The organism is Candidatus Alistipes pullistercoris (genome assembly GCF_027665465.1).
GTDB classification, from domain to species: Bacteria; Bacteroidota; Bacteroidia; order Bacteroidales; family Rikenellaceae; genus Alistipes_A; species Alistipes_A hominis.
Genome location: NZ_JAQDED010000009.1, coordinates 78,523 through 99,383, shown reverse-complemented (window position 1 = coordinate 99,383; position 20,861 = coordinate 78,523). Strand labels below are relative to the sequence as shown.

At 56.1% G+C, this 20,861-nt stretch carries 17 protein-coding genes and 1 riboswitch; of the genes, 9 read left to right on the top strand and 8 right to left on the bottom strand.

Features of this window, described 5'->3' with window-relative positions:
• The first annotated feature begins 180 nt into the window (after positions 1-180).
• The 5 genes from asnS to PGR91_RS11555 all read left to right on the top strand — a co-directional run bounded on the left by asnS (position 181) and on the right by PGR91_RS11555 (position 6,206).
• On the top strand, positions 181-1,578 hold the full coding sequence (gene asnS, locus PGR91_RS11575; protein ID WP_055203248.1) for an asparagine--tRNA ligase: 1,398 nt from the start codon (positions 181-183) through the stop codon (positions 1,576-1,578).
• Positions 1,579-1,749: 171 nt separating this feature from the next.
• Positions 1,750-3,174 (top strand): RNA polymerase factor sigma-54, encoded by a 1,425-nt coding sequence (rpoN, locus tag PGR91_RS11570; protein WP_055203250.1) that lies wholly within the window; start codon positions 1,750-1,752, stop codon positions 3,172-3,174.
• 99 nt (positions 3,175-3,273) lie between these two features.
• Complete coding sequence (locus PGR91_RS11565; protein WP_055203252.1) at positions 3,274-3,894, top strand: hypothetical protein; 621 nt, start codon at positions 3,274-3,276, stop codon at positions 3,892-3,894.
• A gap of 100 nt (positions 3,895-3,994) precedes the next feature.
• A complete protein-coding gene (locus PGR91_RS11560; RefSeq protein ID WP_101573718.1) occupies positions 3,995-5,809 on the top strand; it encodes a glycoside hydrolase family 2 protein in 1,815 nt (604 codons plus the stop codon).
• A 106-nt stretch (positions 5,810-5,915) separates the two neighbouring features.
• Positions 5,916-6,206: a hypothetical protein gene (locus PGR91_RS11555; RefSeq protein ID WP_145996575.1), complete on the top strand. Its 291-nt coding sequence runs from the start codon at positions 5,916-5,918 to the stop codon at positions 6,204-6,206.
• A gap of 264 nt (positions 6,207-6,470) precedes the next feature.
• On the opposite strand, the gene PGR91_RS11550 is transcribed toward PGR91_RS11555, so the two are convergent.
• From PGR91_RS11550 to PGR91_RS11540, 3 genes are all read right to left on the bottom strand, one after another.
• The gene (locus tag PGR91_RS11550; protein ID WP_118657146.1) at positions 6,471-9,089 is read right to left on the bottom strand and encodes a fibronectin type III domain-containing protein; all 2,619 of its coding nucleotides are present in this window, start codon (positions 9,087-9,089) and stop codon (positions 6,471-6,473) included.
• 240 nt (positions 9,090-9,329) lie between these two features.
• A complete protein-coding gene (locus PGR91_RS11545) occupies positions 9,330-10,964 on the bottom strand; it encodes an ABC1 kinase family protein (RefSeq protein WP_118657147.1) in 1,635 nt (544 codons plus the stop codon).
• Positions 10,961-11,278: a hypothetical protein gene (locus PGR91_RS11540; RefSeq protein ID WP_055203261.1), complete on the bottom strand. Its 318-nt coding sequence runs from the start codon at positions 11,276-11,278 to the stop codon at positions 10,961-10,963. The genes PGR91_RS11545 and PGR91_RS11540 overlap by 4 nt, the downstream gene beginning before the upstream one ends.
• 264 nt (positions 11,279-11,542) lie before the next feature.
• On the opposite strand from PGR91_RS11540, the gene PGR91_RS11535 reads away from it, so the two are divergent.
• Positions 11,543-12,094, top strand: a complete 552-nt coding sequence (locus tag PGR91_RS11535; protein WP_118657148.1) for a DUF4251 domain-containing protein — start codon at positions 11,543-11,545, stop codon at positions 12,092-12,094.
• An 82-nt stretch (positions 12,095-12,176) separates the two neighbouring features.
• Here the strand turns inward: PGR91_RS11535 and PGR91_RS11530 are convergent, their stop codons facing one another.
• From PGR91_RS11530 to ruvX, 5 genes are all read right to left on the bottom strand, one after another.
• Positions 12,177-12,809: an anaerobic ribonucleoside-triphosphate reductase activating protein gene (locus tag PGR91_RS11530; RefSeq protein WP_118657149.1), complete on the bottom strand. Its 633-nt coding sequence runs from the start codon at positions 12,807-12,809 to the stop codon at positions 12,177-12,179.
• Between the two features lies 1 nt (position 12,810).
• Entirely contained in the window at positions 12,811-14,943 is a 2,133-nt protein-coding gene (locus PGR91_RS11525) for a ribonucleoside triphosphate reductase (protein ID WP_118657150.1), read from the bottom strand.
• A 114-nt stretch (positions 14,944-15,057) separates the two neighbouring features.
• Positions 15,058-15,265, bottom strand: a riboswitch (cobalamin riboswitch).
• A gap of 177 nt (positions 15,266-15,442) precedes the next feature.
• Positions 15,443-16,000: a peptide deformylase gene (def, locus tag PGR91_RS11520; protein WP_055203269.1), complete on the bottom strand. Its 558-nt coding sequence runs from the start codon at positions 15,998-16,000 to the stop codon at positions 15,443-15,445.
• 27 nt (positions 16,001-16,027) lie between these two features.
• Complete coding sequence (locus PGR91_RS11515; protein WP_101573728.1) at positions 16,028-16,924, bottom strand: diaminopimelate dehydrogenase; 897 nt, start codon at positions 16,922-16,924, stop codon at positions 16,028-16,030.
• An 11-nt stretch (positions 16,925-16,935) separates the two neighbouring features.
• Positions 16,936-17,370, bottom strand: a complete 435-nt coding sequence (gene ruvX, locus PGR91_RS11510; RefSeq protein ID WP_101573730.1) for a Holliday junction resolvase RuvX — start codon at positions 17,368-17,370, stop codon at positions 16,936-16,938.
• A gap of 335 nt (positions 17,371-17,705) precedes the next feature.
• Here ruvX and PGR91_RS11505 point away from each other — a divergent pair, with 335 nt between their 5' ends.
• From PGR91_RS11505 to PGR91_RS11495, 3 genes are all read left to right on the top strand, one after another.
• The gene (locus tag PGR91_RS11505; protein WP_055203275.1) at positions 17,706-18,062 is read left to right on the top strand and encodes a hypothetical protein; all 357 of its coding nucleotides are present in this window, start codon (positions 17,706-17,708) and stop codon (positions 18,060-18,062) included.
• Positions 18,063-18,263: 201 nt separating this feature from the next.
• Entirely contained in the window at positions 18,264-19,217 is a 954-nt protein-coding gene (locus tag PGR91_RS11500; RefSeq protein WP_118657151.1) for a glycoside hydrolase family 43 protein, read from the top strand.
• A gap of 29 nt (positions 19,218-19,246) precedes the next feature.
• Entirely contained in the window at positions 19,247-20,788 is a 1,542-nt protein-coding gene (locus PGR91_RS11495) for a glycine--tRNA ligase (RefSeq protein WP_055203277.1), read from the top strand.
• Positions 20,789-20,861: the final 73 nt, after the last annotated feature.

The window sequence follows — 20,861 nt, the reverse complement described above, 5'->3', positions numbered from 1 at the left end:
CTCCGGGCGTCGTACAGGGCGTTCAGCAGGCCCAGCCTTTTTTGACGCCGGATTGCAGGACGCTGAGCAGGTCGGCGTCCGGACGAGCGTTTCCGACCCCTAAAAATTACCCGAAAACTTCATCTTTTGAATAAAAAATGCGATATTTGTCATTCGGTTTAATTCTATAAATAAGAGATTATGTTAAGCGGAGGTAGAACGAAAATTGCAGAGCTGTTGAAATCAACGGCGTTCGGTACGGAAGTAGTCGTCAAAGGCTGGGTCAGAACCAAACGCGGAAATAAAAACGTAGCTTTCATCGCCGTCAACGACGGCTCGATCATCCATAATATCCAGGTCGTAGCCGACGTAGCCAAATTCGACGAAAACCTCCTCAAGGAGATCACCACCGGCAGTTGCGTCAAAGTCGCCGGCACGCTGGTCGAATCGCTCGGCTCCGGCCAGCCCGTCGAAATACAGGCTTCGTCGATCGAGATCTACGGCACCGCCGATCCCGAAACGTACCCGTTGCAGAAGAAAGGCCATTCGCTCGAATTCTTGCGCGAAATAGCCTATTTGCGCCCGCGTACCAACACTTTCGGCGCCGTGCTCCGTATCCGCCATGCGATGGCTTACGCGATCCACAAATATTTCAACGACCACGGATTTTTCTACTTGCATACGCCGCTGATCACCGGCAGCGACGCCGAAGGCGCCGGAGCGATGTTCGGCGTCACTACGCTCGACCTGAACGATGTGCCCAAAACCCCGGAAGGCGCGGTCGATTACAGCCAGGATTTTTTCGGGAAACCCTGCAACCTGACCGTCTCCGGCCAGCTCGAAGGCGAACTCGGCGCGCTGGCCCTGTCGCAGATCTATACGTTCGGCCCGACGTTCCGAGCCGAAAACTCGAACACCCCGCGCCACCTGGCCGAGTTCTGGATGATCGAGCCGGAAGTCGCTTTCTTCGAGTTGGAAGACAACATGGAACTGGCCGAGGACTTTTTGAAGTACCTGATCCGCTATGCCCTCGATAACTGTCAGGACGACCTGCAGTTCCTCGCCAAAATGTACGACGCGGAGCTGATCGACCGCCTGAAGTTCGTCGTCGAAAACGATTTCGTCCGCCTCGACTATACCGAGGGGATCGATATCCTGGTCAGAAGCGGCGTGAAGTTCGAATTCCCGGTCAGTTGGGGACTCGACCTGCAGAGCGAGCACGAACGTTACCTGGTCGAACGGCATTTCAAGAAACCGGTCATCTTGATTAACTACCCGAAGGAGATCAAAGCGTTCTACATGAAGCAGAACGACGACGGCAAGACCGTTCGCGCGATGGACGTGCTGTTCCCGAAGATCGGCGAGATCATCGGCGGGTCGCAGCGCGAGGAGAACCTCGACAAACTGCGCCGGCGCATCGAAGAGGTCGGCGTACCCGAGAAAGATATCTGGTGGTACCTCGATACCCGCCGATGGGGAAGCGCTCCGCACAGCGGTTTCGGCCTCGGCTTCGAGCGGCTGCTGCTGTTCGTGACCGGAATGGGTAACATCCGCGATGTGATTCCGTTCCCCCGGACGCCGAAGAACGCGGAGTTTTAGTCCGGGTTAAATTCTTGCACACGGGACGGCGGTTTCAGGATATAAGATAAGTCTTATCCTGTTATAAAGTCCCCTTTCTGCGGGCTGCCTTTCAATAGATTTATAATTATCTTTGTAATTATACAGAAGATACGTAAATCTATTGAATCAGTTATTGAAAATTGAAAAGCTATGTCCAATCTTAATCAACGCCAAGTTCAAAAATTGCTCCAAAAGCTGTCGCCGCAGCAGATCCAGATGATCAAACTGCTGGAGCTTCCGGCCCTGCAACTCGAGCAGCGCATCAAGCAGGAAATCGAGGAGAATCCCGTACTCGAAGAAGAACCGTCCGAAGATCAGGAAGAGGAGCAGCCCAAGGAGGTATCCGTCGAAGAATATTTCGCCGAAGACGATACTCCACGCTACAAGTATCACGCCAACAACTACTCTCCCGACGACCAGAAACGTCCCGTTTACCTGACCGAAGGTATGTCGCTGCACGAGTACCTGATCGAACAGCTCGGATTCAAAAATCTGTCCGAACGCGAGATGACGTTGGCCAAATACATGGTCGGCAGTATCGACGACGACGGATATTTGCGTCGAAACCTGTCATCCATTTCGGACGACATCGCCTTTAGTCTCGGCATCGAAACTTCCGAGGAGGAGCTCGAACGCATCCTGCGGGTGATCCACCAGTTGGAGCCGGTGGGGATCGGTTCGCGCAACCTGCAGGAGTGCCTGTTGCTGCAAATGAACGCGCGCGAGGAGCTGTCGGAATCCGAAAAGCTGGCCCGGAAAATCCTGACCAACTACTTCGACGAATTTACGAAAAAACACTACGAAAAGCTGATGACGCGGCTGTCGGTCGGCGAAGACGAGTTCCGCGACGCGATCGAGGAGATCGTGCACCTGTCGCCGAAGCCGGGTAATCTGTACAGCGACGGCAAAAGTTCGGCCCAGCCCTATATTATGCCCGATTTTACGCTCGACTACCAGAACGGTATTTTCGAGCTGAGCCTGAATTCGTCGAACATTCCCGATCTGAAAGTGAATCGCCGTTACATGGAGATGATCCGCAGCATGAGCGCCGGCAGCGGCCAAAGCGCCGAGCAGAACAAGGAGGCGATCCAGTTCGTCAAGAATAAGATCGATTCGGCGAAGTGGTTCATCTCGGCGATCAAGCAGCGGCACGACACGCTGATGCGGACGATGCAGGCGATTCTCGACTACCAACGCGAATTTTTCGTCGACGGCGACCAGTCGAAGCTGCGGCCGATGATCCTCAAGGACATCGCCGACGCTACGGGGCTCGACGTTTCGACCATTTCGCGCGTGGTGAATAGCAAATACGTGCAGACGCAGTTCGGTATCCTGTCGCTCAAACAGTTGTTTTCCGAAGCGATGCAGACCGACAGCGGCGAGGAAGTGTCGTCGTACGAGATCAAGAACATCCTCTCTGAGTGCATCGACAAGGAGAACAAGCGCAAGCCGTTGACCGACGAGACACTGATGGATATCCTGAACGACAAGGGATACCGCATCGCGCGCCGCACGGTGGCCAAATACCGCGAGATGCTGGGGATTCCGGTCGCCCGGTTGCGCAGGCAGTTGTAGGCGGACGCCGTACCGCCGCGCCGGCTGCGGAATTCTGCCCTCCGGGAGCACCGTTCCCCGATATTTGTGCTATCTTTGTTTCCGAAAACCGGGAAAGTCATGGAATATTCCGTATGGAACCGTTTGAGCCGCGGTATTTCGGCGCTGATGCATCCTTTCGTCATTCCGACGTGGGCGGTACTACTGATGCTGTACGGGCCGACGGTGATGGTCAACATGCCGCCGCGGGTGAAGTTTTTCCTGCTGGGCATCGTGGCGCTCAATACGCTGCTGCTGCCGGCTTTTTCCATCGGGGTGCTGCGGTGGTTCCGCGTGATTCCCGACTGGTCGTTGCAGGATCAGAAAACGCGGATGCTGCCGATGGGAATCGTCGCCGTTTGTTACCTGATGTGCATCGTGGCGATGTCCAACATGCTGTTCGCATTCCTGATCACCCGTTTTCTGATCGCCGCGCTGTGTTGCGTCGCCTTCGCGTTTTTCGTGAACCTGTATTGGAAAATCAGCCTGCATATGACTGCCGCGGGCGGTCTGCTCGGTATGCTCGCCGTGGTGTGTTACGCCGGGTTGGCCAATCTCCAGCAGGCGCTCGTCGGATGCCTGCTGCTGGCCGGCTTGCTCGGGAGCGCCCGTCTGCGGCTGGGCAGCCACAATTTGGCCCAGGTCGCCGCCGGAGCCGGCGGCGGAGCGGTTATCTCGGTGGTCGTTATTCTTTTTTTCTGATTTCGAAAAAAATTGCGGATCGCTTGTCGGCGTTTTGTATGTTTGGTTTTCGAAAAAAACTTATCTTTGTTAACAATACGATTAACCTAACAAGATAAGTATGAGAAAATCAATTTTACTCGCTGCTGCACTGCTATTCGGAACCGCCGGTTTTGCCCAATGGCAGCCGGTCGGGGACAAGATCAAAACTCCGTGGGCCGACCAAGTCGATCCGCAGAATCCGCTGCCGGAATACCCGCGTCCGCTGATGGAGCGTGACCGGTGGCAGAACCTGAACGGGCTGTGGGATTACGCCATCGTTCCGGTCGGCGCGCAGCCGGAAAAGTACGACGGAAAAATTTTGGTGCCGTTCGCCGTCGAATCGAGTCTTTCGGGCGTTCAGAAGCGTCTCGGCGGAGAGAACGAACTATGGTATTCGCGCGAGTTCGCCGTGCCTGCTAAATGGGCCGGGGAGCGGGTGCTGTTGCATTTCGGGGCCGTGGACTGGAAAACGGACGTATGGGTCAACGACGTCCTGGTCGGTCGGCATACGGGCGGTTATACCCCGTTTACGTTCGATATTACCGCCGCGCTGAATAAGAAAGGAACCAATACGCTGAAGGTAAAAGTTTGGGATCCGACCGACGTCGGTTACCAACCGCGCGGTAAGCAGGTGAATAATCCCAGCGGGATCTGGTATACGCCCGTCAGCGGGATATGGCAGACCGTATGGCTCGAACCGGTGCCTGCGAAGTACATCGCCGGGATTCGCACCACGCCCGATATCGACCGGAAGACCCTGCGCGTGGAGGTCGACGCCGCTGCCGCGCAGGTTTCCGATATGGTAGAGGTGACCGTGCTGGACGGAGGAAAAGAGATTGCCCGGGCGAAGGCAGTGAACGGCGTTCCGGTGGAGGTCGCGATGCCGGCGGACATGAAACTGTGGAGCCCCGACTCCCCGTTCCTGTACGACCTGAAGGTCGCGCTCGTTTCAGACGGCAAGGAGGTCGATCGAGTGGACAGCTATACAGCGATGCGTAAGTATTCGACCGCCCGCGATGCCGACGGAATCATGCGGCTGCAACTCAATAACAAGGATATTTTCCATTTCGGCCCGCTCGACCAGGGCTGGTGGCCCGACGGCCTGTATACGGCCGCGACCGACGAAGCGCTCGAATACGATGTGATCAAGACGAAAGACTTCGGATTCAACATGATCCGCAAGCACGTCAAGGTGGAGCCGGCTCGTTGGTATACTTTTTGCGATCGTCACGGGATCATGGTATGGCAGGACATGCCCAGCGGCGACGGCGGTCCGCAGTGGCAGATGAAGCAGTATTTCGACGGGGCCGAATGGAAACGCGGCGCGGAATCGGAGGCCAACTACCGCAAGGAGTGGAAAGAGATCATGGACTACCTCTATTCGAATCCCTGTATTGCCGTGTGGGTTCCGTTCAACGAAGCGTGGGGACAGTTCAAAACGCACGAGATCGCCGAATGGACCAAAACCTACGATCCGACCCGGTCGGTGAATTCGGCCAGCGGCGGAAACCACTACACCTCCTGCGGCGATATCCTCGACCTGCATAATTATCCGCAGCCCGAGCTGTACCTGTACGACACGAAGCGCGTGACGGCGCTCGGCGAGTACGGCGGTATCGGGTATGCCGTCGACGGGCATCTGTGGGTGCCCGACCGCAATTGGGGATACGTGCAGTTCAAGAGCCCGGAAGAGGTGACCGACGCCTACCTCAAATATACCGGTATGCTGAAGGATATGATAAAACGCGGATTTTCGGCCGGCGTCTATACGCAGACCAGCGACGTCGAGATCGAGGTGAACGGGCTGATGACCTACGACCGGAAGCTGATCAAGGTGGACGAGGCGAAAATCAGCGCGCTGAACAAAGCGATCTGTAAATCGTTGGACAAGTAAACAAAAAAAGAAACGGAGTGCACAATAAACGGTGCGTCCTTTTCGTTCTACTACCGAGTTTTAGATAGTAAAAACAAGGTGGTCTTATTCAGAAAATGCGGCGGGTATGGGATCCTGCCGCATTTTTTATCCGGGAGGCCGGGAAAGAGATGCCGTTCCGCCGACCGGACGTTTTGTCCGGATATGCGTGCCGAAACGGCAGTTTGGCGAGAAACCGGAAAATGTGGCACGTATTTTGGTAATTCATAAATACGACAGAGGGATTCTAAAAAGGGTTTATAAACCCGAAACGATCCGGATGCAAAGATTGGCACAGAGTTTGAAGTATAATACATCGAAGGAAAGAAGTAAAGTGGACAAGCAACAAGGTTTCTTCATTTATTTAAGTTTGGGTTAGTAGTTTAGGGATAATTCCCCGGAAAAGAGGCAACCGCGACGGTTCCCTCTTTTTTGTTTTTGCGATTCCTTACAAACGCTACGGGGGAGCGAACGATCGTTTGCTCCCCCGTAGGTTCGACCGGTATGATTCGGGCTTTTGTCTATATTATATCATTTTATCGGTCGGTCGAAAAAATAGTCTGTTCCGTAGGTGGTTTTTTAACGGCAAGACGCCGTGTGTTTCACACGGCGTCTTGTTCGGTATCGGAAAATGTTTCCCGTCCTATTTCTTGTGGAGACGGATCGCGCGGATGTACAGCGGGGTTCCGTTGATGTTGTTGATATCGAAACGCAGCCGGTCTCCCTTTTTGCCCGCATTCGGGAAGTTCTGCAATACCTGGGCCTTGCCTGCGGTCAGGTCGAACGTGATGGACTTCCAGTCATTTGAGGCCGGAATCGACAGGTTGGGGATCGATCCGCCCGCTGCGATCTGGAGGAACAGTTCGAGGCTGGCGCTCTTCGCGCATTTGTATTCGAACGATAGGTAATTCTCGTCGGCTGCGATGTCGCGGGTCAGCGATACCGTGAAGATATACGGGTCGTCCGGTTTCCCTGCTTCGGGTTCGGACGGTTCGTACAGGTAGCTGTAACCGGTTTCGTAGCTGAAATAATCCGTAAGGTCTTCGAAACGCCCCAGTTGGTTGGCGGATTCGGTCTGCAGTCCCAGGAAGAGGGCTGCGGCCAGCGTGGATTCTTCGGCGTTGCGCGCCCGGATATGCAGGTTCCGGAGTTCGAGCTCGGTTCCGGCCCCGTCGCCGATCACGAGCCGGAAACGGGAGCCTATCCCGCCCCATGCGGCCTCGGCGATCTGCTGGCCGAGGTCGAACGAATAGGTCGTCCATTGCGATGCCGCGGAGAGCGGTTTGATCTTATAGACGGTCTGCGTTATATCGTCCAGGACGATTGCCAGCGAAATCGCCTTGCCGCTTTTGTATTCGAACGTGAGCACCTTGTCCGATATGCCGTCGGCGACCCGCTGGGTCGTGAACGATGCGTCGGCGCCCGTGGCGGTCAGTTTGTAGGTATAGCCGGTCGTAGGCGACGAGGCTTCCTCCTCTACGGTCAGGTTGTTGCTGTCCTTGATATAAAAATATCCTTTCGGGAAGTTCGGATCGTCGTCTACGTCTTCGCCGTTCATCCGGATCTGAGCGAAACGAGAACGGATTTCGTCGACCGTGCCGATCTTCAGGTAGACGTCGTATTCGAAGACGAGTCCTTTGGTGATGGCGAAAGTCCGCAGCGGCGCGAAATAGGAGCAACTGCCGCCGGTCGGACCGGACGAACCGCCGTTGAAACGGTAGTTAGTCGATAACGGCGATCCGGGCGAGTAAACTCCGATGCCCCATTGCGAGTCGTCCACGTAAGCGGCCCAGTGTTCGTCGCGGGTATGCTTTTCGTTCGGCCAGCCCGGAACGACCGTGGTCAGCGCGGCATTGGTCCACGGACTGTCGCCCTTGTAATATACCAGGTTCTTCAGGGCATAGTCTACGAAGACGGCCGGAACTTCCTGTTCGGTAGCCGGATGGTCGGTCGCGCCCGCTCCCGTGTTGCGGAACGTATAGTGAATGTGGGCCACGTCGCCGTCGAGTGTGATTTTTTCTTCCATCTGACATTCGGTCAGTAGCTTGCCGGAAGCCCAGTGCACCGGAACCGAAACGATTTCCAAGCTGGAGCTGGTGATATTCTGCGACAGGATTTCCGGTTTCTGACCGCGCCATCCGCCGCCCTGAATCGGGTTCCACACCCAATCCTTACCGTCCCATTTGCTGCCGTCCGCTTCTCCGTAATAGGATTGCTGGACGAAACGTCCTTCGTCGGCATGGTTCAGTAGGTTGCGCTTGGTATTTACTTCCGAGAAGTGGAAGATCGATCCGCCGTGGGTCAGGTCGATACCCAGTTGGACGATTCCGTTGTTGAGGTAGGTCGCGTTCTGCATGCCCGCTTCCGGCCACGCTTCCACCGGCGTGGCGGTGCCGGTTACGGCTTCCGATTGCTTGCCGTTGTCGTATACGGCCGCTACCGAGAACGTATATTCGGTTCCGTTGGTCAGTCCGGTCGCCTCGTATCCGGTCGTGTCGGCCTTGACGGTGGCGCTTCCGTTTCCGGGCGTCCAGCTTACGGCGTATTCTTTCAATCCTTCGACGTTCTTGGGTGCTTTCCACGAAAGGTTCGCTTTTTTATCGGGCGCCGTGATTACCAGTCCGGTCGGAGCAGCCGAGAACGGCGTGCCCTGTTCGACGAGGGCGTTCGACTTTTTGCCGTCGTCGTATGCGGCCGCTACCGAGAACGTATATTCGGTTCCGTTGGTCAGTCCGGTCGCCGTATAGGTGGTCGTGCCGGCCGCTACGGTAGCGCTTCCGTTTCCGGGCATCCAGCTTACGGCGTATTCTTTCAGTCCCTCGCCGTTTTCGGGAGCCTGCCAAGAAAGGGTGATTTCTTTATCCCACGGGGTTACGACCAGGTCGGTCGGTTCCGGTTTGACCGATGCGGCCGGCGTGCCCTGCTTGGTCACCACTTCCGATTTTTGCCCGTTGTTGTACACGGCGGCGATGGAGAAGGTATAGGCGGTTCCGTTGGTCAGTCCGGTGGCGGTGTACAGCGTCGTTCCTGCCTGGACGGTCGCCTGCCCGTTCCCCGGTGTCCAGGTAATGGAGTACTCCTTGAGATTCTCGCTTTCCGGCGCGGTCCAGCTCAGCGTGACGCTACCGTCGCCCGCCTGTACGACCGCATTGGTCGGCGCCGGCGTCGGATACGACGCGTCGGCATTGTCTTTCTTGCACGACATAAACATCAACGCCGGCAATAACAGTAGCAAAGTACTGACTTTGAAAAATTTTTTCATAGATGGAAAAATTTAGTTTAAAAATCAAATAAAATTGCGTTGTGGTTTGTCGGGGTCGGACCATTCCACAGGAACAGCTCCAACGGTTAAGTTGTAAACAAATGTAGAATAAATTTCCGAATTTCGCCTTATCCGGAGTCGAATTTCGTACGATTCGGGGCAGGATTCTTCCTGCGGGCTTGCCCGGTGCGGCGAAGACTGTGGCGGCGCGGAACGGATTGTCGTAAAGTAGGAGAGGGGTTACCGTATCGAAAACAGCCATTTAAGCATTTGCAGCAGGATCAGGATCGAGGTGGCGATCAGGATGAAGTGTCCGTAACCGTTGTCGCGGTCGAACACGATCAGGACGATCGATCCGATGAAGAGTCCGATCAGCATGATGACGTAGGCGATTCGGCGGCTGACCATTCGGATGGTTTTGATAAACAGTGTGTTGTCGTCGAGGATGACGTCGTGTTTGATTTTGCCTTCTTTCAGTTTGTAGAGGATTTCGCTGACGTCGTTCGGGAAATCCCGGATGAAACTGACGTAATTGTTCAGCGTGTCGTAGATTTCGGAGGCGATGCGGCGCGGCGAATATTTTCCCTTGACGACTTCTTTGGCGTAGGGGACGATGACCGGCGCCAGCGCCAGCGACGGATCGAGCGACGTGGCGAATTTTTCGAGCGTGGCCAACGCCTTGATCAGCATAAAGATGCCCGACGGAATTTGCAATTTGTACTTGACGATGATGTCGACGCAGTTCTGGATCGCTCCGGCGAAGTTGATCGTTTCTATCGGGATGCCGGTATATTGCATCATCATTTGGTGGATTTCGAATTTCAGTTCTTCGCGGTGTTCGAAGAATTTCTTACCGCACAGCGTGACCAGCGCATGCGAAATCGTGTCGCTGTTGCGCGAGACGAAGCCGATGGCGAAATCGGCCAAGAAGTCGAGGTCGCGGGGCGTGAGCGCCCCGACCATCCCGAAGTCGATGAAGCCGATGACGTTGCCTTCCATCACGAAGATATTGCCCGGATGCGGGTCGGCGTGGAAGAATCCGTGCTTCAGGATCATCGTGAGCAGGGCGTCGGCGCCGTTGCGGGCGATTTGCGACAGGTCGAGTCCCGCCGCCTGCAACGCCCCGAGGTCGTCGGGCGGAATGCCGTGGATCTTCTCCATCACGAGCAGCTTTTTCGTGCAGTGCTGCGTATGGACGACGGGAATGTGCACCGACGGGTTGTCCTTGAACATGATCCGGAAGCGGTTGATATTCGACGCTTCGATCGTGTAGTCCAATTCTTTGAGGATCGTGGCCGAAAATTCGTCGATCAGGCCGGTGATGTTCATCGCGGCCAGTTCCGGGTACTGCTTCGCGAAGCGTTTGGACAGGTATTTCAGCAGGTAAATGTCCAGTTTGATCTTGTTCTCGACGAAGGGACGTTGGATTTTGACGACCACCTCGTCGCCGGACAACAGGCGTCCCTGATAGACCTGCCCGATCGAGGCGGCGGCCAGCGGCAGCCGGTCGAATTCGCTGAAAACCTGTTCGAGCGGAGCGTTCAGCTCTTTTTCGATCAGCGCGATGGCGTATTCGCTGTCGAACGGGACGGCGCGGGACTGCAGTTTTTTGAGTTCGATCCGGAATTTCTCCGAAACCATATCCGGGCGGTCGGCCAGGATCTGCCCGAATTTGACGAACGTGGGGCCGAGATCTTCGATGGTCATCCGGATCCGTTCCGGAGTCGTGTGGACGATTTTGTGGACTTTGCGGCGCCGTTTTCCGAAACGGGTGTGCGCGAACAACTCCCCGAACGAATGCTTGATCAGGATTCCCATGATCTGGAAAGCCCGGTTCATCTGCAGGAACGATATGTAGATGCTGACGATTTTCATAACGTTTTATTGTTGAGCGTCCTGTTTAGTTCTTCGAGCGTGCGGTTCAGTCGATCCATCTTCTCGATCAGCTCGCGGTTGTCCGCCGCGGGCGGTTCCGCGTCGCGGGTCTGCGCGAACAACTGCCGCAGCAGCAGTTCGTCCTTCAGCGATTCGGCCATCCGCAGCAGGCTCTCCGCGATGTGCTCGCTGCGCTGCGGGTCGGCGTCCATCTTTTCCGAAATGATTTTCGAAACTTTGTCGACGAAAAGATCCCTTTCCGACAGTCCGATCGTGAGGATCAGTCGCATGATGTTGCTGTACAGTGCTTTCATCGTATCGTAATCACAGTGCAATATTACGTATAATTTGCCGGAAAATGCAAGATGTTTGCCAATTCCGCCGTAAATTTGTCATAACGAAGACCGCCGGCCGCACTTCGCGGGGCGAATCTCCTCCGCCGGGCGCAACGGGAACCGCCCCGGCATGACAATTGCTGGATAAGATGCAGATTGCGTAGATTTTATACGGTCCGTATACGGAGATCGGATCGCGCGGCGTTTTTTTAACAGAGGCATACCGAAATAATAATGCGTGTTATGAAAAAGATTGTTTTGATCGTTTTGTTGACGTTGCTGGGCGGCGGATTGTCCGCGCAGACGAATTCCCGCAAAGCGGCCCGACAGGTCGAGAAAGCGCGCCGGGCCGCGATGGACAGCGTGTTGCACCTTGGTGCGGTGCAGGCTTTGGAAAGCGGCGCTTTCGTAGTCGAAGCCGACCGGCTTATTTTCAAACGGGGGCGTACGGCCAGCGTCAGTTCGAATACGAATTTCGTTTCCCGCGACGGCGACGAGGCGTTCGTGCAGATAGCCTTCAATACGGTGCTGGCCGGGCCGAACGGCGTGGGCGGCATTACGGTGCGCGGAAACGTGTCGGACGTTACCGTCCGGACGGACAAAAAAGGATATCTCTACTACGGGATGAACGTTCAGGGGATCGGGATCTCCGCGCGGGTCGATATCATGCTGATTCCGGGCACCGACCGCGCCAGCGTGACCGTCGATCCGAATTACAGCAGCAACCGGATTACGATGGAAGGAAGGGTGCTTCCCGCTGTCGATTCGAGGGTCTTTAAGGGACGTTTTCACTAATAAAGGCGTTTCCGGAAAATCCGCCGCCCCGCGCCAGTCAGAAATCCTGATTGGCGCGGGGCGGCGTGCATGGTGCGGAATGTTACCGTTCCGGCGGGTAGTCCGACAGGATGCCGCTCGTATGGCGGAATTGCTGGAAAACGAGCGGGTCGCCGGCGAATCGGGCCGAAAGTTCTTCCCGGACGGCGTCGTCGTGGACGCCCGGAATCAGCGTCGTGCGGAACCGGTAGTCGATCCCGCTGTCGCGCAGCAGGTCGATCGACCGTTGCACGTTGTCCATCTGGCGGTCGGTGACGGCCGGATAGATTTTCGCGTAGTGTTCGCGGTCGGGGATCGTTTTGATATCCATGGCCACGCAGTCGACCAGTCCCATGTCGATCAGGGCGGACAATAGTTCCGTATTCGTCCCGTTGGTATCGAGCTTGATCCGGTATCCGAGTCCTTTGACTCTTTCCAGAAAGCCGGTCAGTCCGGGGTGCAGGGTCGGCTCGCCGCCGGTTACGACGACTCCTTCGATCCACTCCCTGCGCCGCCGCAGGTAGTCGAGAATGACCGTTTCGGACAGATCGGGTAGGTGATCGGTCAGCGAGGGGAGCACCAGCGACGGGTTGTGGCAGTAGTCGCACCGGAAATTGCATCCTTTGGTGAATACGACGGCCGAAAGTACTCCCTCCCAATCGATCAGACTCTGTTTGACAAAACCTCCGATTCGCATGTCAGATCGCTGTTTCGTGGACGATCCGGTGGTCGAACAGCTTGCGGTCGGCGAACTCCTCCCGTTTCCCGTCGTTCCACTGGCTTACCGGGCGCATGTATCCGACGATACGGCTGTATACTTCCGCCTTGCCGCCGCATTTGGGACAGATGAAATGTTCGCCGGACAGGTAGCCGTGCGAAGGACAGATGCTGAACGACGGCGACAGCGTGATGTAGGGCAGCCGGAACCGGCCGGTCACGCGGCGCACCATGTCTCGGGCGGCTGCGGGCGATACGGCGCTTTCGCCGGTGAAGACGTGGAACACCGTTCCCCCGGTGTACAACGCTTGTAGCGGATCCTGCATTTCGAGCGCTTCGTACAGGTCGTCGGTAAAGTTTACCGGCAGGTGGGTCGAATTGGTGTAGTAAGGCTTGGCGCCTTTCAGTAGTCGGTCGGCTTGGTTCGCCGTGATGATATCCGGATAACGCTTGGTATCGAGCATCGCGAACCGGTAGGCGGTGCTTTCGGCCGGAGTGGCTTCGAGGTTGTAGATATTGCCGGTTTCCTCCTGGAATACGGCCAGCGCGTCCCGCATGAAGCGCATCGTTTTTTGGGCGAATGCCGCGCCCTCTTCGGTGGCGATTCCGACGCCGAGGAAGTTCAGACAGCATTCGTTCATCCCGTTGATGCCGATCGTCGAGAAGTGGTTTTTCCAATAGCAGCCGAAACGGTCGTGGATGTGGCGCAGGTAGAATTTCGAATAGGGATAGAGTCCCTTTTCGGTGTAGCGCTCGATGACCTTGCGTTTGGTTTCGAGGCTTTCGCGGGCCAGCTCCATCAGGTGGCGCAGCCGTTCGAAAAACGACTTCTCGGACCCCGATTCGTAGCCGAGTCGCGGCAGGTTGATCGTCACGACGCCGACCGACCCGGTCAGCGGGTTCGACGCGAACAGTCCGCCGCCGCGCTTGATTAGTTCCCGTTTGTCGAGCCGCAGCCGGCAGCACATGCTGCGCACGTCGTCGGGTTTCATGTCCGAGTTGACGAAGTTCGAGAAGTAGGGGATGCCGTACTTGGCGGTCATCTGCCAGATGCCGTCGTAATCGGGATTTTCCCAATCGAAATCGGGCGTGATGTTGTAGGTCGGGATCGGGAACGAGAACAGGCTGCCCGCCGCGTCCCCTTCGTACATCACCTCGGCGAAGGCCTTGTTGAGCAGCGTCATTTCGGGCTGAAAATCGCCGTAGGTCTCCTCTTTTACTTCGCCGCCGCAAACCACCGGCTCGTTTTTCAGGAAGTCGGGGACGGTCAGATCCATCGTGATGTTCGTGAACGGAGTCTGGAAACCGACCCGCGTCGGAACGTTCAGGTTGAACAGGAATTCCTGCAAGCACTGTTTGACCTGCGCGTAGTCGAGCCCGTCGTAGCGGACGTAGGGCGCGAGGAAGGTGTCGAAATTCGAGAAGGCCTGCGCGCCGGCCGCTTCGCCCTGCATCGTGTAGAAGAAGTTGACGATCTGTCCGAGCGCTGTCCGCAGGTGCCGGGCCGGCGCGCTCTGCGCTTTGCCTTCGACTCCTTTGAACCCGGTCGTCAATAGGTCTTTCAGATCCCAGCCGACGCAGTAGACGCTCAGGAAGCCCAAGTCGTGGATGTGCATAGCTCCGCTTTTGTGCGCGTCGGCGACCTCTTCGGAATAGAGCCGGCCGAGCCAGTACTGCGAAGTAATCATCGTCGAAATGTGCTGGTTGAGGCCTTGCAGCGAGTAGGCCGAATTGGCGCTTTCCTTGACCCGCCAGTCGTCCTGCGACAGGTAGTCGTCCATCACGTCGAGGTTCGAAAACAGCTCTTTCGATTCGCGGAGCTGTTCGTGCTGCCGACGGTAGAGCATGTAGTTTTTCAGCAGCGCGAAATCGCCGCGACGGTACAGCGCCTGTTCGACGGCGTCCTGCACCTGTTCGACGTGCGGCGTCTGTTCGGCGCTGTTTTTTTCGAGCGAGGCCACCACTTCGCTGCACAGCCGGCGGGCTTCTTTGCGGTTCGGCACACCGGAGGCCCGCATGGCCTTGAAGATCGCCTGTTCGATTTTCTCCGGACTGAACGGGGCGATCTCGCCCGTCCGTTTTACGATTTGCCGTAAATGAGTCTGTCCATTCATCTTGTTTGAATTTTAAACAGTTAAACAATAAGATAAAATGGTAACTCCGGGAGGATAAAAGATATCGGGCCGCGTACGGAGGGCCCCGACATTCGATCGCTCTTCACCCGAAAGCTACAATGCAATTCATCCGGCAGGTCTTCTGACTTGTTCCGGGTCGCGCGCCTTCCCATCGGGTAAACCGACAGTGGCATTCGGGTTTGCGCGGCCTTTGGCAGGAACTTACAGCTACGGGGATAGTTCCCGACTTTCACGGGATTCCCTTTTGATCTCCTGCCGGGCGAGACGCCCGGCATCGAGAACCGAATGTTTTCACAAACATAGCGAATCGTTTCGACGGAAAACATTTTCGGCGGAATACTTATCAACAACTTATAAACCTATTCGATTAAACGGTTGGCTGTCATCGCCGAAAGCGACGAGGAAAGACGGTATGCAAAAAGGCCGCTCGCCCGAAACGGCGAACGGCCCTGAAAGAGATCCCGGAAACGGGCGGAAACTATTTTTTCACCAGTTTGCAGGGATAGTGCGCTTTGTATTTCCCTTTGGTCATCGCGGCCAGTTTGCTTTTCAGCAGAGTTCGGCGCAGCGGCGACACGTGGTCGATGAACAGTTTGCCGTCCAGGTGGTCGTACTCGTGCTGGATGACCCGCGCCGCGAAACCTTCGAACTCCTCGTCGTGCTCGACGAAATTTTCGTCCGCGTAGCGGATCCTGATCCGCGACGGCCTTTCGACCCGTTCGTTGATTCCCGGCAGGCTCAAACATCCTTCGTCGAACGGAACGGCGTCGCCGGAGCGTTCGTAGATGTGCGCGTTGATAAAGGCTTTTTTAAAACCGGCCAGGCTCGGATCCTTGTCGGCGTTCACCGAAGCGTCGACCACGAAGATCCGGATGTTGCGGCCCACCTGCGGGGCGGCCAGTCCGACTCCGTCGGCTTCGTACATGGTTTCCCACAGGTTTTCGAGAAATTTGTCCAGTTCCGGATAATCTTTGGCGATGTCTTCGGATTCTTTGCGCAAAACCGCCGAACCGTAAATATAAATCGGAAGTAACATATCGTTCGTTTGCTGTTTTTAATCCTGTTATACCAGATGCCGGATCAGTTCCGTCCGGTCTCCGGGAAGCAGGTCGATCATCGGGATTTCGATCAGCGTGTAGCATCCCGGTTTCTGCAACATAGAAGCCCGCGCCGAGGAGACCAGTATCTGGGCCGTAAGCGCCGGATTGTTGATCTTCATATTGAATTCGAACAGTTGGTTCTGCGTTTTGCCCGAAACGCCCTTGCGCGTCAGGTTGACGCCATGTCCCATGTCCAGCAGCGCGTCCACGCTCTGCACCCGCATCACGTGCGTCTCGTCGTGTACGAAATAGGCGTCTTTTTTGATCGCGTCGGCCACCTTGTCGAAATCGTAGCCCTCTTTCAGCTCGATGTAAACCATCCTCCGGTGAATGCCCGTCCCGGTCGGAATCGTCATCGACAACGCGGCTTTAACCCCGTCGATCGCCTTGACGGCTACGGTGTGACCCATGCTCATGCCGGGGCCGAAGTTCGTGTAAGTAATCCCTTTCGGGGCGCAGGCTTCGAGCAGAGCGCGCACCACCGAGTCGCTGCCCGGGTCCCAGCCGGCCGACATGATCGAAACGGCGCCGTGCTGCGCGGCCGCCTTGCCGAGCGTCGCGTGCTGTTCGGCGACCTGCGTATGGATGTCGAAACTGTCCACCGTGTTGATCCCTTTCTCGAGCAATTTCAGCGCGAAGCTCTGTACGCTGCGGCTCGGTGTGCAGAGGATCGCCACGTCGACTTTGCCGAGCGATTCGATTTCGGTGGCTACCGTATAGTTTTTCAGTTCTTCGGGCACGTTCGCGGCGTCGCGGCGAATGATACCGGCGATTTCGAAGTCTTCGGCCGCCTGCAACGCCTCGAGGACGTATTTTCCAATGTTGCCATATCCGACGATGGCTGCTCTGATCTTTTTCATCTTCTATTGTGTTATTTATTTGTTAAATGATTGTCCCGCGAATCGAGGTATCCTTGCAGGATGATCGTTGCGCTGATGCGGTCGACCAGCCCTTTGTCCTCGCGGCGGCGTTTTTTCGGAACGCCGCCGTCGATCATCGCCCGTAGCGCCAGCCTCGAGGTGAACCGCTCGTCGAACAGTTCGATCCGCATCGCAGGCATCTCTTTGCGCAGCTTCTCGACGAACGGGCGGATGTAGGTATAGGACTCCGACGGCAACCCGTCCATCTGCAGCGGCATGCCGATTACGATCGCGTCCACCGCGTTGGCCGCGGCGTAGCTCTTGACGTAGTCCATCAGCGTATGGGTCGGAACGGTGTCGAGGGCGTTGGCGATGATCTGCAACGGGTCGGTCACGGCAAGGCCCGTCCGTTTGCGTCCGTAATCGATAGCCAGTATTCTCCCCATATGCGACGATAATCCGTTGAATGATCCGATTGCTGCGTCCGGCCGCCTTGCCCGCAACGTTTCCATGGGACTCTCCCGGGGGCGTTTGGTGATTCCCTGGTAGATATCCGGCTGGTTTATAGCTTGATCCGCAGACGGACTAGCGGGCGACAGACGGCATGAAACGCGCGTTATTCTGTGCAAAGTTAAGAAAAAAACTTATCTTTGTTTTGCATTCTGGAGATTATGTGTTTTCCGGACGATCCCGCTGCGATCGCAATACGGAAACCGCGAGGCGGACGAAAGACGCGTGAAAATGCAATTAAGGGTATCGGTTTAAAAAAGAAGATGAGCGTATGATGACGTTACAGGAAGTTATAGTGGAGTCGCATGACGATTTTCCGATATGGTCGTCCGTCGTCGTCGGTTTCGATGACGACAAAAGTTTGGTCGTGTTGCTCGAACACGACGATTACGACGAGCCGGACTATGCTTACAAGGTTTATGCGACCGTCGATAAGCGCGACGCGATGGGAATGGCCCGGCGTCTGAACGTTTCGTTGACCGATTTGCCGGCAGTAATTTTTAAACGGTACGGCGAAGCTTCGAACGTATTTGTACCTTCCGAGGTGGAAGCTACTTTTAAAGACATCCTGGATTTTATCCTCGATTGCGGCGTTCGCTATCGTTTGAAGAGAGAAGATAAATCGTGAAAGGCCGTTTGCAGCCCGGCGTTGCCGCACGGACGTTTCCGCTTTTCGCCGGCAGTTTCTTTTTTATTCGTATTTGTCCGTTAAATATCTTATATATAGTCGGATGCAATATTTCTTGCGGAGAACTTCTTTTGGAAATCTCCGAATAAAAACATATACTTGCACTCCGTATGTTTAAATTTAACCGACTCTTTTTTTGATATGAAGAAACCAGGTTTTCCGGTATGGCTGTTCGCATTGCTGTCGTTCGGCAGTTTGTATGCGCAGGACGGGAACGTTTTGCCGGCGGGCGTTCCGACCGACGGGGTGCATATCCGCGACCCGTTCGTGCTGGCCGATTCGTCGGACGGGACTTACTATATGTACGGGACGACCCGCGGAGACGGGTTCGACGTTTTTTCGAGCCGCGATCTGGAGACTTGGCAGGGGCCCCGCGCAATTTTTCAGCGGACTCCTGATTTTTGGGGCGATCAATGTTTCTGGGCGGCCGAGTGCCATGCTTATAAGGGCAAATATTATTTGTTCGCGACGGTGCGCGGTGCGGCAGACAGTCTGCTCGGAACGGCTGTTTTCGTTGCGGACAGTCCGAAAGGCCCTTTTCGCGAGCACAGCAAGGGACGCTTGACGCCGCGAACGTGGCAGGCGCTCGACGGGACGCTGTACGTCGATGGGAAGGGGAATCCGTGGATGGTTTTCTGCCACGAATGGACGCAATTGGGCGACGGAACGGTGGAAGCCGTCCGGTTGAGCCGCAACCTGAAAAAAGCCGTCGGAAAACCGGCGACGCTGTTCCGCGCGTCGTCCGCGCCGTGGGTCAGGCCGCATACGCCGGGCAATTACGTGACCGACGGACCGTTCCTGTACCGGAACCGGAAAGGCGAACTGCTGATGCTGTGGTCGTCGTTCGGCGACCGTGGGTACGCGATCGGGGTGGCCCGTTCGCAGAGCGGCGAGGTTGCCGGGCCGTGGTTGCAGATGCCCGAGGCGCTCTTCGCGCGCGACGGAGGGCACGGAATGTTGTTCCGTACGTTCGACGGAGAACTGTTGCTGAGCATCCACCGGCCGAACGTGCCGCCCGACGAGCGTCCGCGCTTTTTCCGGGTGGAAGAGAAGGCCGACGGATCGCTCTGCCTGGTCGAAAAGCAGGCGGAATAAACCGATGAAAAAATAATCCATTTACGATAATGACACAGGAAGAACTTTTTAAAAAGCTGGTTGCTCACAGCAAGGAGTACGGGTTTATTTTCCCGTCGAGCGAAATATACGACGGTCTGAGCGCCGTATACGATTACGGGCAGCAAGGCGTGGAGTTGAAAAACAACATCAAGCGTTACTGGTGGGAGTCGATGGTGCGGCTGCACGACAATATCGTCGGGATCGACTCGGCGATCTTCATGCACCCGAAGATATGGGAAGCGTCGGGACATGTCGGGGCGTTCAACGATCCGCTGATCGACAATCGCGATTCGAAGAAGCGTTACCGCGCCGACGTGCTGATCGAGGATTTCATCGCCAAACAGGACGAGAAGATCGCCAAAGAGGTCGAAAAGGCCCGTAAGCGTTTCGGCGAAGCGTTCGACGAGGCGAAATTTCTCGAGACGAACCCGCGCGTAATCGAACACAAGGCCAAACGCGACGCCGTGCACAGCCGGATGGTCGCCGCGCTGAACGACAACAACCTGGAAGAACTGCGCCAGATCATCGTCGATAGCGAGATCGTTTGTCCGATCTCCGGTACGCGCAATTGGACGGAAGTGCGCCAGTTCAACCTGATGTTCGAAACGAAGATGGGGTCGGTCAGCGAGGGCGCCAACACGATCTACCTGCGGCCCGAAACGGCACAGGGTATTTTCGTCAATTTCCTGAACGTGCAGAAGACCGGCCGGATGAAAATTCCGTTCGGGATCGCACAGATCGGTAAGGCGTTCCGCAACGAGATCGTCGCTCGGCAGTTCATTTTTCGTATGCGCGAGTTCGAACAGATGGAGATGCAGTTTTTCGTGCGTCCCGGCGAGGAACTCGAGTGGTTCAAAAAGTGGAAGGCGACGCGCATGAGTTGGCACCGCGCGCTCGGTTTCGGCGACGAGCACTACCGTTTCCACGACCACGACAAGCTGGCCCACTATGCCAATGCCGCGACCGACGTCGAATACGAATTTCCGTTCGGATTCAAAGAGGTGGAGGGAATCCATTCGCGCACCGATTTCGACCTTGGCAACCATCAGAAGTTCTCCGGCAAGAAGATTCAGTATTTCGATACCGAGACCGGCGAAAGTTATGTGCCTTACGTGGTCGAAACGTCGATCGGCGTCGACCGGATGGTGTTGCAGGTGCTGTCCGCTTCGTACGAGGAGCAGCAGCTCGAAGGCGGCGAGAGCCGTATCGTGATGCATATTCCGGCGGCGCTGGCTCCGGTCAAGGCCGCCGTGCTGCCGCTGGTCAAAAAGGACGGTTTGCCCGAAGTGGCCCGCGATATACAACATGCGCTCAAATGCGATTTCAACGTACAGTACGACGAGAAAGACAGTATCGGCAAGCGTTACCGTCGTCAGGATGCGATCGGAACCCCGTTCTGCATTACGGTCGACCACCGGACGCTCGAAGACAAGACGGTGACCGTGCGGCACCGCGATTCGATGGAACAGCAACGCGTCGCGATTGCCGATCTGTCCGGCATGATCGCCGAGGAGACCGGTTTCCGGAAACTTTTCGCCAAGCTGTGTTAATCGGGTAAATACCCGCAGGAACGAGAGGCTGCCCCGCGAGAGGCAGCCTTCGCTGTTTGCGGGTTTCGAAAAG